The 15569-nt window shown below is 68.3% G+C and carries 14 protein-coding genes; 3 read left to right on the top strand and 11 right to left on the bottom strand.

Features of this window, described 5'->3' with window-relative positions; translation table 11 throughout:
* Window position 1: 1 nt before the first annotated feature.
* From DID96_RS00170 to DID96_RS00155, 4 genes are all read right to left on the bottom strand, one after another.
* Complete coding sequence (locus DID96_RS00170; protein WP_409333743.1) at window positions 2-1468, bottom strand: c-type cytochrome; 1467 nt, start codon at window positions 1466-1468, stop codon at window positions 2-4.
* Complete coding sequence (locus DID96_RS00165; RefSeq protein ID WP_124597254.1) at window positions 1465-3243, bottom strand: GMC family oxidoreductase; 1779 nt, start codon at window positions 3241-3243, stop codon at window positions 1465-1467. Before DID96_RS00165 ends, DID96_RS00170 begins: the two co-directional genes overlap by 4 nt.
* Window positions 3243-3992 carry a gluconate 2-dehydrogenase subunit 3 family protein gene (locus tag DID96_RS00160; protein WP_124597253.1) on the bottom strand — a complete coding sequence of 250 codons (750 nt, stop codon included), beginning with the start codon at window positions 3990-3992 and terminating at the stop codon, window positions 3243-3245. The genes DID96_RS00165 and DID96_RS00160 overlap by 1 nt, the downstream gene beginning before the upstream one ends.
* Window positions 3993-4536: 544 nt before the next feature.
* Window positions 4537-4953 carry a DUF3995 domain-containing protein gene (locus DID96_RS00155; RefSeq protein ID WP_124597252.1) on the bottom strand — a complete coding sequence of 139 codons (417 nt, stop codon included), beginning with the start codon at window positions 4951-4953 and terminating at the stop codon, window positions 4537-4539.
* A 277-nt stretch (window positions 4954-5230) separates the two neighbouring features.
* On the opposite strand from DID96_RS00155, the gene DID96_RS00150 reads away from it, so the two are divergent.
* Both DID96_RS00150 and ald read left to right on the top strand, forming a co-directional pair.
* Entirely contained in the window at window positions 5231-5665 is a 435-nt protein-coding gene (locus DID96_RS00150) for a hypothetical protein (protein ID WP_124597251.1), read from the top strand.
* Between the two features lie 142 nt (window positions 5666-5807).
* Window positions 5808-6923 carry an alanine dehydrogenase gene (gene ald / locus DID96_RS00145; protein ID WP_124597250.1) on the top strand — a complete coding sequence of 372 codons (1116 nt, stop codon included), beginning with the start codon at window positions 5808-5810 and terminating at the stop codon, window positions 6921-6923.
* A 2-nt stretch (window positions 6924-6925) separates the two neighbouring features.
* Here the strand turns inward: ald and DID96_RS00140 are convergent, their stop codons facing one another.
* The 6 genes from DID96_RS00140 to DID96_RS00115 all read right to left on the bottom strand — a co-directional run bounded on the left by DID96_RS00140 (window position 6926) and on the right by DID96_RS00115 (window position 14117).
* Window positions 6926-8278: a nicotinate phosphoribosyltransferase gene (locus DID96_RS00140; RefSeq protein ID WP_124597249.1), complete on the bottom strand. Its 1353-nt coding sequence runs from the start codon at window positions 8276-8278 to the stop codon at window positions 6926-6928.
* Entirely contained in the window at window positions 8278-10071 is a 1794-nt protein-coding gene (gene polX / locus DID96_RS00135) for a DNA polymerase/3'-5' exonuclease PolX (RefSeq protein WP_124597248.1), read from the bottom strand. Before polX ends, DID96_RS00140 begins: the two co-directional genes overlap by 1 nt.
* Before the next feature lie 320 nt (window positions 10072-10391).
* Window positions 10392-12662: an FAD-dependent oxidoreductase gene (locus DID96_RS00130; RefSeq protein WP_124597247.1), complete on the bottom strand. Its 2271-nt coding sequence runs from the start codon at window positions 12660-12662 to the stop codon at window positions 10392-10394.
* A 52-nt stretch (window positions 12663-12714) separates the two neighbouring features.
* Window positions 12715-13107, bottom strand: coding sequence for a TraR/DksA family transcriptional regulator (locus DID96_RS00125; protein ID WP_124597246.1), 393 nt, complete (start codon window positions 13105-13107; stop codon window positions 12715-12717).
* Between the two features lie 178 nt (window positions 13108-13285).
* Window positions 13286-13618: a hypothetical protein gene (locus DID96_RS00120; protein WP_124597245.1), complete on the bottom strand. Its 333-nt coding sequence runs from the start codon at window positions 13616-13618 to the stop codon at window positions 13286-13288.
* Between the two features lie 232 nt (window positions 13619-13850).
* The gene (locus tag DID96_RS00115) at window positions 13851-14117 is read right to left on the bottom strand and encodes a hypothetical protein (protein ID WP_124597244.1); all 267 of its coding nucleotides are present in this window, start codon (window positions 14115-14117) and stop codon (window positions 13851-13853) included.
* Window positions 14118-14367: 250 nt separating this feature from the next.
* On the opposite strand from DID96_RS00115, the gene DID96_RS38140 reads away from it, so the two are divergent.
* Window positions 14368-14538 (top strand): hypothetical protein, encoded by a 171-nt coding sequence (locus DID96_RS38140; protein WP_185732139.1) that lies wholly within the window; start codon window positions 14368-14370, stop codon window positions 14536-14538.
* A gap of 212 nt (window positions 14539-14750) precedes the next feature.
* Here the strand turns inward: DID96_RS38140 and DID96_RS00110 are convergent, their stop codons facing one another.
* Entirely contained in the window at window positions 14751-15524 is a 774-nt protein-coding gene (locus tag DID96_RS00110) for an ABC transporter substrate-binding protein (protein WP_124597243.1), read from the bottom strand.
* Window positions 15525-15569 lie beyond the last annotated feature (45 nt).

Here is a 15569-nt window from a genome sequence, read left to right as displayed (position 1 = left end):
CTCAGCGGGCGGCTTGTGGATAGCGCGCGCCCGGCGGCGGCTCGGGCCGCGTGCCCGGCGTCGCCTTGCGCACCTTCGCGACCTGCGCGGCCGTGATCGTCGAGCCCGTGTTGCCCCAGCTCGTGCGCACGAAATTCGCGACGTCCGCGACTTCCTGGTTCGACAGGCGCCAGCCGAACGGCGGCATCGTGAACGTCGACGGCGCGGTATGCGTGCCCTCCAGCGCGCTGCCCGCGAGCACCACGTGGATCAGCGACGCCGGATCGTCGCCCTGCACGACCGGGTTGCCGCCCAGTGCCGGGAATACGCGCGTGTAGCCGCGGCCGTCGCTGCGATGGCAGGCCATGCAGTTGTCCCGGTAGACAGCCGCACCCGGCTTGCTCGCGTCGCCGCTTTGCAGCGCGTGCGCGGCCGCCGCGTCGTACGTGTACGGCGTCTCGCCCTGCACCTTCGGCGGCAGCGTCTTCAGGTAGCGCGCGATCGCGTTCAGGTCGTCGTCGGTCATGTGCTGCATGCTGTGGCCGACGACGTCCGTCATCCCGCCGAATGCAGCCGTGCGCTGCGTGCGGCCGGTCTTCAGGAACTGCACGATCTCCGCGTTCGTCCACGTGCCGAGCCCCGTGCGCGGCTCGCCACGCAAGCTCGTCGGCACCCAGCCGTCGATCGCCGCGCCGCCGGCCAGGAAGTCCGGGCCGTCCGCGTCGGTCAGCCCGCGCTCCTGCATCGTCGGCGCGCGCGGCGTGTGGCACGCGCCGCAGTGGCCGAGCCCCTGCACGAGGTATGCGCCGCGCGCGAGGACGGGATCCGTGTACGGCATGGCATCGAACGCTTTCGGCGCGGGCGCGAACAGCTTGCGCCAGATCCCGAGCGGCCAGCGCATCGACAGCGGCCACACGATGTCGACCGCGCGGTTTTCCTGCTGCACGGGCGCGACGCCGTGCATGAAGTACGCGTACAGCGCCTTCACGTCGTCGTCGGTGAGGCGCGCGTACGACGGATACGGCATCGCCGGATACAGCGTGTCGCCGTTCTTGCGCACGCCCGCGCGCAGCGCGCGGTCGAACTCGTCGAGCGTCCAGCCGCCGACGCCCGTCTTCGGGTCGGGCGTGATGTTCGTCGAGTAGATCGCGCCGATCGGCGTGTCGAACTTCAACCCGCCTGCAAACGGCTTGCCGCCGCTCGCGGTGTGGCACGCGACGCAGTCGCCCGCGCGGGCCAGGTACGCGCCGCGTGCGACGAGCGCATCCGCGGATTGCGCGGCAGGCGCCGCCGCCGTGGCTGCCGCCGCCGGTTGCGTGGCTGCCGCCGCGAAGCCGCCTGCGAAGCCGCCTGCGAAGCCGCCTGCGAAGCTCACGGTGAGCCACGCCGCGCCGCACGCGAGCGCGCGTGCCACCCGGGGCGCGTGCATCATGCGCTGCATTCGGTGCGTACGATGCATGCGCGCGTTGTGTTTCACGGTCGTCTTCATGCGGTCACCAGCGGAGCGGGGTTTTTCAGATAGTGCTCGCGGATCGCGCGCGCCGACCAGTAGGCCAGCGCCGCGACGATCCCGGTCGGGTTGTAGCCGATGCCCTGCGGCAGTGCCGATGCGCCCATCACGAACACGTTGTGCACGTCCCAGCTCTGCAGGTAGCGATTGAGCACGCTCGTCTTCGGATCGGTGCCCATCACCGCGCCGCCGACGAGGTGCGTCGTCTGGTACTGGCGCGTATCGAAGTGCTTGCCGAACTCGCGCGTCGACACGCCGATCGCCTTCGGCCCCATCGCCTCCGCGATCTTCTTCATCTGGCCGGTCACGTACTGCGCCATCCTGATGTCGTTGTCCTTCCAGTCGAACGTCATCCGCAACAGCGGCTGGCCGTACGAGTCGCGGTAGGTCGGATCGAGATCGAGATACACGTCGCGGTACGACATGTTGGTGCCGTGCGCGTCCATCGAGACCGTGTGCGCGTAGTTATCCTTGACCGCCTTCTTCCACGCGGAACCCCACTGCGGCGTGCCGGGCGGCGTCGCGATGCCGCTGATCGGCTTGGCCCCTGCCTGGTTCACCCACAGCGGCGAACCGCCGACGAAGCCGAGCGGCCCGTGGTCGAAGTTGTCCGCGTTGAAATCGTCAACCGCGACACCGTTGCCACCCGCGCCGACGAACGGGTTCGTGTAGGTGTCCTTGTCGAAGAACGCCTTGATCGTCGACAGGTTCTGGTACGCAAAATTGCGGCCCACGACGCCTTCGCCCGAGATCGGGTCGTACGGCTTGCCGATGCCCGACAGTAGCAGCAGGTGCACGTTGTGATACTGGAACGCGGCCAGGATCACGAGATCGGCCGGCTGGTGCACTTCACGGCCGGCCGGGTCGATATAGGTGACGCCCGTCGCGCGCTTCTTCGTGTCGTCGAGATCGACGCGCAGCACGTGGCACTTCGAGCGCAGCTCGAAGTTCGGCACCTGCTTCAGCGCGGGCAGGATGTTCAGGTTCGGCGATGCCTTCGAGTACATGTAGCACGCGTAGCCGCTGCAGTAGCCGCAGAAGTTGCACGGGCCCATCTGCACGCCGTACGGGTTCGTGTACGGCCCTGACGTGTTCGCCGACGGCAGCCGGTACGGATGCAGGCCGAGCGATTTCGCCGCGTCGAAGAAGCGCTGCGCCGAATACGTATTGAGCTGCGCGGGCAGCGGGAAGTTGTCGCTGCGGTGTGCGTCGAACACGTTGCCGTCGCCGACCACCTTGCCGTTGACCTTGTACGCCTGCCCCGACGTGCCGAACACCTTCTCGGCAAAGTCGAAGTACGGCTCCAGTTCGTCGTAGCTGACGCCCGTATCCTGGATCGTCATCCCTTCGGGGATGAACTTCCTGCCGTAGCGCTCTTCATAGTGGCTGCGCAGCCGCAGCTCTTCCGGCGCGATCCGGAAGTGCACGCCGGACCAGTGCAGCCCCGCGCCGCCGACGCCCTCGCCCGGCAGGAACGCCGCGAGCTGGCGGTACGGCAGCGCTGTGTCCTTCACGCCGTGGCGGATCGACACGGTCGTCTTCGACAGGTCAAGGAACAGCTTCTTGCGGATGTTGTAGGTCAGCTCGTCGATCGTGTTCGGATACGCGCCGTCCGGATACGTGTCGCGATATTCGCCACGCTCGAGCGCGACCACGTTCAGGCCGGCTTCGGTCAGTTCCTTCGCGAGAATCGCGCCGGTCCAGCCGAAGCCGACGATGACCGCATCGACATGCGGCTTCTTCTCTGCGGCCATCAGGTACGCTCCCCGTTGATCGAGACCGGCCCGTACGGATACGGCTTGCCGTTCTGGTTGACGAAATCCATGAAATCCGCGCGGGCGCCGGGAAAGCCGATCATCTTCCACGCGGCCATCCCCCGATTGCCGCCGTGGACCGGATCGCAGAAGTAGCCCTCGCGCGTGTTCTGCAGCAATTGCCCGAAGAACACCGCGGGCGGCACGTCGTCGATCTGCGCGCTGCCCTTTTCGAGCGCGCCGAGCACCGCGTCGCGCGTCGGCGCGTCGAGATCCGTGAACGCGTTGCCGTGGGTTTTCACGCAGTACGCGTTGACGGCCGCGATGCCGAGCCGGTACAGATCGCGCGGCACAAGCTTCAGCTGGTAGCCGAGTTCCGGCACGCCCTGCTGAAACGGCCCCTGCATGTACCACAGCGCGCCGTGCGCATAAGGCGTTTCCATCTGGCGATCGATGAACTCGGGCACGCCGGACTCGAGCGCGCCAGGGCCTTCGGTGTCAGCGGGGATCAGGCGATCGACTGCGGCCTGGACGAACGTCCACTCCTTCGCGTCGAAGAACGTCGGTTTGTACGGCGCGCGCTCGGCTTCGGCCGATTCGGCGGATGCGTTGCCGGCCGTCGTCGCGGAAGGCGACGACGCGCGCAGATCGCAGCCGGCGAGCGACGCGATCGGCACGAGCGCGACCGACGAGCGCAGGAAGTGACGCCGCGAATTCGGCTTGTGGGGTTTGTCGGGTGGCGTGGTCATGGTCGGGTGATGATCGTTGGGGACAGCGCTTCGAAGACGCATATGCGGCGTGCACATGCGGCATGCCCCGTGCGCGGCGCGAGACGGCGGCGCAACCACGCGCCGGACCGCCCCTGTTCTTCCGTATTGCGAACAACCTCGCTGCAGACGGCGGACTCGCGCCCGGCGCGACCCCGCTTTCGTCATGCAGCCGCTTTCGCGCCCGATTCGTCGGACTCCAAAGCGTTTCGACCTCTAGCGGGCCTTATCGTCGGACGAATCCGCGCCATTCGGCCCGAACTCGCCCGCCGTCACCATGGCCCTTTTAACTAAATCGCCGCTCTCGCCGACAGCAAGAACGGCATGCGCGGCCCTCTGGGCAACCTGGTCGACGGTGCGGCGAATTATAAATGGAACCGGTTCCATCGTGAGACGTTTTGTCGCAATTTATTGACTCAAAAATCGCAACAATCGATAGCGGCTCGTAACGGGAAGCGAAAAGATGGACAAAATCGCCTGTCGGGATTGCCGTCACCAAGCGATGCCGGATCGCGACGTCCAGCGTCTAGTGCGTCCAGAGCATCGACGCGATGGACAGTGACAGCACCACGCACAGCGGCGAATAGCACAGCGTGTCCATCCGGGCGAACCGCGACCCGCGCGTCCGCTTGAAGAACCCGACGTAGCGGAAGTCGCCGATCGCCCGCACTGCGAAGATCAGCGCAAGCGCGACGATCCCGAACCCGACCGCGTTCGAATGCAGGCTCGGCAGCAACCAGCCGGCGCGCGCCGCGACCACGCCCGCGCTCGCGAACAGCGCCGCCGCGACGGCGAACGTGCCGGCCGCGCTCGGCTGCAACAGCGGTTTGCCGTTGCGCTCCGGAATCGCCGCGCGCTTGCCGACGCGGCCCCCGCACGCCCAGTAAACGTGGACAAGTGCAATCGCGCACAGCGTCGGCACGCTGAAATATGCGGCGGTCATGGTCGGTGTGACTCCTTGTCTGCCCGGTTCGCCGGCCTCGGTTCCGGCACGCGGCGTGTACGCCGCGACATCCGCGACGATACAGAAATCGGCCGCATCGCGTGTTGCGACGCCCGGTCGCATTGCGACAATACGTTGCACCGCAGCGACCGTCGGCCGCGTTCCGCGCGCCCTCGCCGCTTGACTTCCGTCCGCCTGCTACTACCCTTTTATTCCAGGACTGCAGTCGAGGCATGAACGCACAACCGCTCACACCTCCCTGCCGGAGGAACGGTTCATGAACGAAGCCCTCGAACGCCGCGCGCTGCTGCTGCATCTCGGCGGCGTGATGCGCACGCTCAGTTGCCTGCTCGAAAGCGAGCGCGACGACACGACGATCGGCGCGCTGATCGCGACGCGGCCGATGCTGGCCGACCTGCCGCTGCTCGAACACGTGTTCGATCGCATGACGGTGCGCGAATTCGCGAGCGCCGTGCTGCATGCGTTCTGCCTGTGGCCGCAGCAACTGCTCGACGCTCAACTCGACCGCGATGCGCTCGCCGCGCCGGTCTGCGCGAAGCTGTTCGCCGGCAACCCGCGCGGCTGGGCACGCTACACCGCATCGCTCGCAACCGACGTGCCGTGGTTCGGTGTCGGCATCCAGCCGACCGAGGGGCCGCCCGACCGGGCGGCCCCTTCCGGGCAGACGGATCCGGTCGCGCGAACCGCGTAACGCGTGTGGCCGCCGCACGTGTTCACGCACGCAAGCGCGTGCGTACGCGCGCGTCGCACCGTCGTGCCCGCACGCTGGCGGACGCAGCCGTGCACACGTGAGCGCAGGACATTCCTATAACGAAGGCCCGTGGAGGTGACCCATGTTGATCGGTGTGCCGAAGGAGATCAAGAACCATGAATATCGCGTCGGGCTCACACCGGCCGGCACGCGCGAACTGACCCGCCACGGACACCAGGTCCTGGTGCAGCGCAGCGCCGGCACGGCGATCGGGCTGCGCGACGACGACTATGCGGCCGCCGGCGCGACGCTGTGCGACGGCGCAGCGGAGGTTTTCGCCCGCGCCGACATGGTCATCAAGGTCAAGGAGCCGCAACCGGCCGAGTGCGCGATGCTGCGGCGCGGCCAGATGCTCTATACGTACCTGCATCTCGCGCCCGATCCGGAACAGACGGCGGCGCTCGTCAAATCCGGCGCGGTGTGCATTGCCTATGAAACGGTGACCGGGCCCGGCGGCGGGCTGCCGCTGCTCGCGCCGATGAGCGAGGTCGCCGGACGCATGTCGATCCAGGTCGCGGCGACGCACCTCGAAAGCCCGCGCGGCGGGATGGGCCTGCTGATGGGCGGCGTGCCGGGCGTGCCGGCCGCGCACGTCGTCGTGCTCGGCGCGGGCGTCGTCGGCACGGGCGCGTTGCAGATGGCGGTCGGCATGGGCGCGCGGGTCGTCGTGCTCGACAACAACGTCGGCCGCCTGCGCCAGCTCGACCTGATCTTCGGCAACCGGATCACGACGGTCTGTTCGAACGCGCACACGATCGAGGAAGCGGTACGCGACGCGGACGTCGTGATCGGCGCGGTGCTCGTGCCCGGCGCGTCGGCGCCGCGCCTCGTCACGCGCGACCTGATCGCGAAGATGCGCACCGGCGCCGTCGTCGTCGACGTCGCGATCGACCAGGGCGGCTGCTTCGAGACCTCGCATCCGACCACGCACGCGGACCCGACCTTCGTCGTCGACGGCGTCGTGCATTACTGTGTCGCGAACATGCCCGGCGCGGTCGCGCGCACGTCGACGTTCGCGCTGAACAACGCGACGATCGGTTACGCGATCGCGCTGGCCGACCACGGCTGGAAACGTGCGATGGCCGACGACGTGCATCTGCGCGCGGGCCTGAACGTATGCGACGGGCACGTCACCTACGAAGCGGTCGCGCGCTCGCTCGGGCTGCCGTACGTGCCCGCGGAGGACATGCTGGCCTGACGTCACGCGGCCTGGCGCGCATCCATCCGCTTCACCAGCGCGGCCAGCGCCGCGGAAATTTCGACGTCGACCGGCTCCGCCGTGCCCAGCGCACGCGTGCGCGCCGGCAGCGTCGCGAGCTGGCTCGCCGCATACGCGCGGCTCTCGCCGAGCGACGGCAACGCGAGCGGCACGCCATCGCGCATGACGGGCACGAGCAGCGCGGCGCCCGGCCGCGTTTCGCGCGCGAGCGCCAGGCAGTCGGCCGCGATCCGGCCGTCCGCGTCGACGCGCCGGAACACCTGCTTGCGGCCCGGCCATGTCGCCTTGCCTTCGGACCGCTTGCGGCGCGGCAGACTCGCGTACTCGACGAGCTTGTACGCGCAGTCGAGCGACGGCGCATCCGCCGACGTGTTCATCCGCGTGCCGATGCCGAAGCCATCGATCGGCGCGCCCCGCGCGAGCAGATCGTGCAGCCCGTATTCGTCGAGATTGCCGCTCGCGAAGATCGTCACGTGCGCAAGCCCGCCGCGATCGAGGATGCCGCGCACCCGCCGCGCATGCGCGGCAAGGTCGCCGCTGTCGAGCCGCACGCCCTTGATCGCGATCCCTTCCGGCGCAAGCTTGCGCGCCGTCTCCACGACGATCTGCGCGGCGCGTTCCGTGTCGTACGTATCGATCAGAAGCACCGCGTTGTCCGGCTGCGAGCGCGCAAAATCCTCGAACGCGCGCGCCTCGTCGCGATGCGCCTGCACGTACGAATGCGCCATCGTGCCGAACACGGGGATGCCGTAACGCTCCGCGGCCTGTACCGTCGCCGTGCCCGAAAAGCCCGCGAGATAGCTCGCGCGCGCCGACAGCAGCCCCGCTTCCGCGCCATGCGCGCGACGCAGGCCGAAGTCGACGAGCAATCGTCCGGGCGCGGCCAGCACCACGCGCGCCGCCTTGCTCGCGACGAGCGTCGCGTAATGCAGCAGGTTCATCACGCGGCTCTCGACGAGCTGCGCCTCGCGCAACGGCGCGGTGATCCGCAGGATCGGCTCGTCGGCGAAGCAGACGGTGCCTTCGGGCATCGCTTCCACCGCACCGGAGAAGCGCCAGTCGGCAAGCGACGCGACGAAGTCCGCGCGGAAGCGCCCCGTACGGGCCAGGTAGTCGAGGTCGGCGTCCGTGAACCGCGCGTGCTCCAGGTAGTCGAGCACGGGCGCGAGCCCCGACGCCATCAGGAAGTTGCGCTGCGGCGGCAACGCGCGCACGAAGAACTCGAAGCTCGCGAGGTCGTTCATCGCGGCGTCGAAGTACGCCTGCAGCATCGTGAGCTCGTAGAGATCGGTCAGCAGCATGCCTTCGCCGGCATCGCCCGTCGCGCCCGCCATCACGCCTCCTTCGTGCGGTGCCGCGCCGGCTCGCGATGCGTGCTGGCCGCACCGCTGCCCGCACCGCCCATCGTGCGCGCAAGCAGCGGCCGCAATTGCGCGAGCGTCCGCGTGTTGAGCACGTCGGTGCAGGTAAGCCAGCCGCGCCGCGCCTGGTCGACGCCGAAGCCGAGATCGTCCAGTTCGTCGGCGCGATGCGCGTCCGAGCCGATCGACACCAGCACACCGGCCTGCGCAGCCTCGCGGCACCAGATGTCCGCGAGATCGAGCCGCTGCGGCTGCGCATCCAGTTCGAGGAAACAGCCGCGCGCCCGCGCGTGCTCGATCACGCGCGGCACGTCGAGCTCGCATGCGTCCCGTTCGCCGAGCAGGCGGCCGGTCGGATGCGCGAGGATCGTGAAATGCGGATGGTCCATCGCCCGCAGCATGCGATCGGTCTGCGCGGCACGCGGCAGGTCCAGCCCGTCGCGCACCGCGCCGACGACGAGGTCGAGCCGGCCGAGCAAGTCGTCCGGCAAGTCGAGGCTGCCGTCTTCGCGAATGTCCACCTCGACGCCCTTCAGCAGCGCGAAATCGTCGAACGATGCGTTCAGCCGGTCGATGTCGTCGATTTGCCGCGCGAGCCGCCCGGCGTCGACGCCCCGCCTGCGGCCGTCGCGCTGCGCCAGATCGGTGATCGCGAGATACGCAAGCCCGCGCGCGCGGGCGGCATCCGCCATCGCGCGCAGGCCGTCGTGGCCATCCGATGCATCGGTATGCGCATGCAGGTCGCCGCGCAGATGCTTGCGCTCGACGAGCGCCGGCAGGTCGCCCGCCCGCGACGCATCGATTTCGCCATGATCCTCGCGCAGCTCGGGCGGCACCCAGTGCAGGCCGATCGCGCCGTAAACCGACGCCTCGGTCGCGCCGGCGATCCGTTCGTCGCCGCGAAACACGCCGTATTCGTTGATCTTCAGGCCGCCGGCCTGTGCGATGCGGCGCAACGCGATGTTGTGCGATTTCGACCCGGTGAAGTACACGAGCGCCGCGCCGAACGCATCCGCTTCGACGACGCGCAGGTCGACCTGCAGGCCGCTGCGCAGCACGACGCTCGAGCGCGTCGCCCCGTTCGCCAGCACGCGCTCGACTTCGCCGTAGCCGACGAACGCGTCGGCCACCGCCACCGGGTCGCGCGCGGTCACGAGCACGTCGAGGTCGCCGACGGTCTCGCGGCGGCGCCGGAAGCTGCCGGCCGGCACCACGTCGCCGACGCCCGCCACCGCGCGCAATCGATCGAGCAGCGGCTTCAACGATTGCTCGGCAAACGGCAGCAGGAATCGCTGCGGCGCATGATGCAGGCGTTCGTCGATCGCTTCGAGCAGATGCGCTTCGGTTTTCGCGCCGAAGCCCGGCAGTTCGCGAACGCGTCCGCTCTTCGCCGCCGCCTTCAGCTGCTCGAGCGTGTCGACATGCAGCCCGTCGTGCAGCGCCTTCACGCGTTTCGCGCCGAGCCCCTGCACGTCGAGCAATTCGACGACCGCCGGTGGCAGCGCGCGGCGCAGCGTCTGCTGCAGCTCGCAGGTGCCGGTCGCCGCGATTTCGCGCAGCTTCGACGCGAGGTCGACGCCGATCGACGGGATCCGGCCGAGGTCGTCGCCATTCGCAACCATCGTGGGAATGTCGCGGCCGTAGTCGGCGATCGTGCGCGCGGCATTGCGGTAAGCGCGCACCCGAAACGGGTTGGCGCCCTGTATTTCGAGCAGGTCGGCGATCTCGGCAAACACCGCCGCACATTCGGCATTGTGGATCGACATGATCGGCGTGGCTCCATTCCACGTGGATTGCGCTGCCTGAATGCGGCAGCGCCTGCCCGCCCGGCGCGTTGACGATGAACGCCGGGCGCCATGTCCCATCCTACGCCGCCTGCCCGCTCCGCGCAGGCACCGGGCGCCGCCGCTCGCGCGCGGCGCCGCATGCATGGGTCGTGCCGGAACGCCGGCGGCGGCGCCCGCCGGTCGACGGCGTGGCGATCGGCCCGCGCGGCGGCCGGCACGACAAGAGCAGTATCGCGCGGTCCGGCGCCGTTGCGTGATGCCGGTTCGTTATGGTGGCGATGGGTGGCCGTGCGGCTTCGTCACGCTGCATCGCCACCGGCGAGCGCCTTCGATCCTTCCGCATAACCACGCGCCTGCAATTCGGCGAGCATCGACGCCGAAAAATCGTAGTCGGTCGCGAAGGACACGGGCCCCGTGCGGTGCAGCGCGATCCGCTCGATGCGGATCGGCGCGCGATTGCCCATCAGCCGGATATAGAGCGGCTGCTGGCGGATCGCGCTGGCGGCCGGCTCCGCGACGTGCGTCATGATGCTGCCGACGAGATCGCTGAAGTCGTTCGCGTATTCCTCGAAACGCAGGTCGCTGCGCACGCGGTCCATATAGCTGATTTCCTCGCGGCGCAGCATCACTTCGACGAGGTTTTCCGGCATCCGCTTGCTGCCGCTAAACAGATCGACGATGAAGATCCGCCCGCCGATCCGGCCGCAGCGCTCGAGCACGAGGCCGAGCGGCGAGTTGCTGACGATGCCGCCGTCCCAGTATGCGTGCCCGTCGAGCTTCGTCCACGGGATCCCCGGCGGCAGGCTGCCGCTCGCGAGCAGGTGCTCGGGCGTCAGCCGGTCGACGTAGCTGTCGAAGATGCGCGGCTCGCCGGTCTTCACGTCGACGGCGCTGATCAGCAGACGCGTCGGGCTGTCGCCGAGCGAATCGAAATCGACATACTTTTTGATCAGCGCAAGGACCGGATGCGGGTCGTAGAGGCTCGTCGTGCGTCCGTAGAGCCAGTCGATGCCGTTCAGCGGATTCCACCAGCGCGGCTGCAGGAAGTTCGGCACGCCGAACCAGAACACATACGCGGAGAGCATCATCTGCTGCCATTGCGGGCCGCCGGTCGCCGGCAGCGGGATCGCGAGCTCGCGCCAGAACGCGTCGAGCGCGCGCGACGGCGCCTTCGGATTGCTCGCGATGATCGCGCCGTTGAACGCGCCGATCGACACGGCCGACACGATGTCAGGCCGGATCCCGTGCTCGTCGAGCGCGCGCGCGACGCCGCATTCGAACGCGCCGAGCGCGCCGCCGCCCTGCAGGATCAGCATCGTCTGTACCGGCAGGCGATCGAGCGGAAAGCGGACGTCATGCAGGCGTCCATGCTCCGTCTTCAGGTCGAGCCGCAGCGAGATCGCGTCGGCCAGCGATGCGATGCTCTCGGCCGGCTGGTCGACTGCGAACGCCGCGCGCAGCACGTCGTCCTTCAGGTACAGCAGCGCATACGGACGGTCGCCGATCGTGCCGCGCCCGATCGTGTCGGTCGCGCCGGACTGGTCGCCGAGAAAGTTGTACGACACGCCGAACACGTCGCCGAAGAAGATCGACACGTCGCGATACGGCACCTGGCGGCCCGCCATGTTGCGCGCGGCGATCTTGCCTTGCCGGATCGCGTTGTCCCAGTGCTCGATGCGGCGCCGCACGCCGAAGATCGGGTCGTGGAAGTTCGCGACGTCGCCCGCCGCATAGATGTTCGGATCGGCCGTGCGCAGGAATGCGTCGACCTCGATGCCATCGTCGATCGGCAGGCCGCTGTCCGCCAGGAACGTGCAGTTCGGCGTCACGCCGACGGCGATGATCGCCACGTCGCACGGCAACGTGTCGCCGTCGCTCGTCTCGACCGCATCGACGTTGCCGTCGCCCAGCAGTGCGCGGACGTCGCAGCGCGTGCGAACCGCGATCCCGCGCTCGGCACAGCAGCGCGCGAAGAACTGCGACAGGTGCTCCGACTGCAGCCGCGGAAACACGACCGGCTCGCGCTCGAGCAGCGTCACATGCAAGCCGCGTTCCTGCAGCGTCGCGGCGAGTTCGATGCCGATGAAACCGGCGCCGACGATCACGACCCGCCGGGCCCGGGCGAGCGCATGCTGCAACGCACGCATGTCGGCCAGCGTATGCAGGCACAGCACGCCCGCGAGATCGATGCCCGGCACCGGCGGCACGAGCGGCGACGTGCCTGTCGCGATCAGCAGCTTGCGGTAGAGGAAGTCGCCATGCGTGTCGGTCCGGACGATGCGCGCGTGCCGGTCGACATGCGTCGCATGTGCGCCGAGCAGCAGATCGATCCGCAACTGTGCGTAGAACGCCGCGTCGTGCAGCGCAAGATTTGCGCCGGATTTTGCGCCGGAATCGCCGGCGCCGCCGCCAGCATCAGGCAGCTTCGTGAGCGGCGGACGGCGGTACGGCAATTCCGCTTCGCCGCACAGCATCGCTATGCTGGCTGCGTCATCCTCGCGGCGCAGCGTCTGCGCGGCGGTCGCGCTCGCGATCCCGCCGCCGATCAACAGGTAATCGACTTCCCGCATCGCGTTCCCCGCTTTTCGGCGGTTCGCCACGGTTCGCGAACCGTACGCGGCGTCAGAGCGACGGGCGCGTCCCCGTCGCATACCGCCGTTCGTGCAGTTGCTGGCAATGCGCGCACCGCTCGGCCATCGGCCGCGCCAGCAGGCGTTCGTAGCCGACGGGCGCGTCGCAGTCCGCACAGTCGCCGTAGGTTCCGTCGCGCATCCGCTGCAATGCGCGGCCGATCGCGCGCAGTTCCGCGAGCTTCATGCCGATCAGCGCATGATCGACGTCGACGAACAGATCGGCGTTCGCCTCGTCGCCTTCGTCCGGCGCCGCGCCGGCCAGGTCAGCGTACGACTCGGACGCGCGCTGGTGCTCGCTCGCGCGGATTTCCGCGCGCAACGTCTGCTCGCCCTCGCTCAGCCTGCGATGCAGCGTCTGCAATTGCTGTTCGTCGAGCGCCATCGTCGTGCTCCTTCTCCGGATTCCGCAGGTCGCAGACAGGCACGGCATGCGGCGTGGCCTGGCGCGCGGAAAAGCGTGTGCAGCACGCGCCGCGCGACCGGTTCGGCACCCGGTCAGACGACACGCCGGGCGCTTCGACGCAGCATAAACCCAATGTGCAGACGTGTGTTGATCGGCGTCACGCGGTGCGGAACGTGCTCGCGTAAAGCGGGGACCGACGCGAAATCGTTTCGCATTCGCGCGCGGCGCTACGTGCGGCGAGCCGGCGGACTTCGCGGTTCGCGCCCTGGGTGCGCGTCGACGCGTGACGGGACGTATCGACGCCGATGCGTGCGAGCAGGCCACAACCCTGCGGCGTCAGTGCCGGGCGCGGTGTTTCGCCTGGCGCGCCGGAGACCAGTTCAACGTACTCCTGCGAGACGAGCGCGTCGAAATCGGGACTGGATCGATCGACATGCTGCGGCGCCTGCGCGACCAGCAGCAGCGTGGACAATTCGTGCGGGGTCAGCATTGCTGTGAACTCCTCGTAACGAATGGCGCGCCGCGCCTTCTGGCACGAAAGTGACGGCGCGAACCGTGATACGCAGTGTGACCCGAGTGCAGCGCGCAAAAGAATGCGGGCTTTCCACACCTGCCGGGTGGCAATCGATGTGCTTGTCGCGCGGCATGCGTCATGTCGGCATCCCGCATTCGATATGACCAATGCGCGACGCATGCGCTGCAGTCACGCTTCGTTAGCGTCGCTAACGTTTTCCGTATCTGCCCGCACCATCGCTCGGCTGTCGCCGTTCGAGTTCGTCGAGACGCGCGATCAACGTTTTCGCGACGGTCGCCGCGCGGCCGCCGGCCCGCAGCCGGCCGCCGATCGCCTCGAGCCGCGCACGCCAGTACGCGGGCCGCAGCACCGCCGTCGTCGCAGTTGCGCACTCGCGCGCGTCGACACGCGACAGTGCGTCGATCATCGCCTCGACATGGCGCAACTCGCGTTCGTCCTCATCGTCCCATGCCATCGCGTGCTCCGATCCGCTCATGCGCATGCCGTTGCCTGCGTCACTGCCCGCACAGTGTAGGCAACGCATTTGACGGAAATCTGACGACTATCGTGCTCGTATCGACGCATCGGATGCAACGGCGTGACGCAGCGCGCTTGAGGTCGATCAATCCCCTGCACAAAGGTGCGCCGTAAAGTGGTGACAGGCCGCACGCGCGCACCGTGCGCCGGCGCGCGCGTGCGATCCGCTCGACACTCGGGAGACAGCTATGGTTTTCGGCGTCATTATCTGGGTCGCGCTGGCGGCCCTGTTTCCGACGATGGTCGTGCCGACGATCCAGCACGCCGTCGCGCCTTCCACCATGCCCGCCGCGCCCGATGCGCAGCCCAAGGACGCTACCGTCGCGCCGCAGGTCAGTGCTGCGCAGGCCTCAGGTTGACGGCACATGGCCCGTGGCGATATGGGTTCACGCCAGTTGCTACGGACTGCGTATCGCGTGACGTGATCCTTCCGCGCCGGGCGGGCGAGTCGCCGGCGTGGCTCGTGCTGTTCGATTCGCTGCGCGATTTGCTGCCCGATTTTCTGCCCGGCCTGGCGCTTCGTTCGACTGCCGCGACAGGGCGCTGACGCGTCCGCCCCGCCCGCCTGCGCTCAGCGCACGTCCTCACCGAGCCATTTCTTGCTGATCGCGCCATACTCGCCGTCCTTGAACAGCGTATCGAGCGCTGCATTGATCGCTTCGCGCAGCTTCGGGCTGTCCTTGCGCACCGCAATGCCCATCTTCTCCGGATACAGCAGCGGCCCGGCCGGCTTCGCGTCGATGTTCTTCTCGCGGATCGTCAGGATGCCCGCGATGCGGTCCGTCACGAACCCTTCGATCCGGCGGTTCTGCAGATCGATCAGGATGTCCGGCAGCCCCTTGTAAGTCTTCACCTGCACGTCCGGCCGGTTCTTGCGCAGCCACGCCTCGTAGGTTTCGCCGAGCGTGACGCCGACCACCTTGCCCTTCAGCTGGTCGATGCCCTGCACGCTGCTGCCCTTCGGCACGAACAGCTGCGCACCCGAGCGGTAGTAGGTCTGCGAAAAGTCGACCGCCTTCAGCCGCTCGTCGGTGATCGCGAGGCTGCCGATGATCGCGTCGTATTTGCCGGCCAGCAGCCCGCCGACAATGCCGTCCCATGCGGTCATCACCGGCACCGGCTTCGCGCCGAGTCGGCCCGCGATCCGGTTGCCGATGTCGACGTCGAAGCCGTTCAGCTTGCCGGATTCGTCGATGAAGCTGAACGGCGGGTACTTGCCGGTCAGCGCGAACGTCAGGTTGCCGGTCTGCTTCACCTTGTCGAGATCGTCGGCATGGGCCGCCACGCTCGCGGTGCCGATCAGCGCCGCGCAGAAAGCGAAAGTCAGTCGTTGCAGCAAGGTCATCGTCAGTCTCCAGAGTAGTCTTCGTGAATCGAACGGCCTGCGCCG

This window comes from Burkholderia sp. Bp8963, assembly GCF_003854275.1.
Lineage (GTDB): Bacteria > Pseudomonadota > Gammaproteobacteria > Burkholderiales > Burkholderiaceae > Burkholderia.
Note: the sequence above shows the minus strand (reverse complement) of the source record. Positions and strands in the feature narration are given on the sequence as shown.

Excerpts from the sequence above, each read along its gene's own strand:
- DID96_RS00170 (WP_409333743.1), bottom strand. The coding sequence starts at position 1,468 with ATGAAGACGACCGTGAAACACAACGCGCGCATGCATCGTACGCACCGA.
- DID96_RS00165 (WP_124597254.1), bottom strand. The coding sequence starts at position 3,243 with ATGGCCGCAGAGAAGAAGCCGCATGTCGATGCGGTCATCGTCGGCTTC.
- DID96_RS00160 (WP_124597253.1), bottom strand. The coding sequence starts at position 3,992 with ATGACCACGCCACCCGACAAACCCCACAAGCCGAATTCGCGGCGTCAC.
- DID96_RS00155 (WP_124597252.1), bottom strand. The coding sequence starts at position 4,953 with ATGACCGCCGCATATTTCAGCGTGCCGACGCTGTGCGCGATTGCACTT.
- DID96_RS00150 (WP_124597251.1), top strand. The coding sequence starts at position 5,231 with ATGAACGAAGCCCTCGAACGCCGCGCGCTGCTGCTGCATCTCGGCGGC.
- ald (WP_124597250.1), top strand. The coding sequence starts at position 5,808 with ATGTTGATCGGTGTGCCGAAGGAGATCAAGAACCATGAATATCGCGTC.
- DID96_RS00140 (WP_124597249.1), bottom strand. The coding sequence starts at position 8,278 with ATGGCGGGCGCGACGGGCGATGCCGGCGAAGGCATGCTGCTGACCGAT.
- polX (WP_124597248.1), bottom strand. The coding sequence starts at position 10,071 with ATGTCGATCCACAATGCCGAATGTGCGGCGGTGTTTGCCGAGATCGCC.
- DID96_RS00130 (WP_124597247.1), bottom strand. The coding sequence starts at position 12,662 with ATGCGGGAAGTCGATTACCTGTTGATCGGCGGCGGGATCGCGAGCGCG.
- DID96_RS00125 (WP_124597246.1), bottom strand. The coding sequence starts at position 13,107 with ATGGCGCTCGACGAACAGCAATTGCAGACGCTGCATCGCAGGCTGAGC.
- DID96_RS00120 (WP_124597245.1), bottom strand. The coding sequence starts at position 13,618 with ATGCTGACCCCGCACGAATTGTCCACGCTGCTGCTGGTCGCGCAGGCG.
- DID96_RS00115 (WP_124597244.1), bottom strand. The coding sequence starts at position 14,117 with ATGGCATGGGACGATGAGGACGAACGCGAGTTGCGCCATGTCGAGGCG.
- DID96_RS38140 (WP_185732139.1), top strand. The coding sequence starts at position 14,368 with ATGGTTTTCGGCGTCATTATCTGGGTCGCGCTGGCGGCCCTGTTTCCG.
- DID96_RS00110 (WP_124597243.1), bottom strand. The coding sequence starts at position 15,524 with ATGACCTTGCTGCAACGACTGACTTTCGCTTTCTGCGCGGCGCTGATC.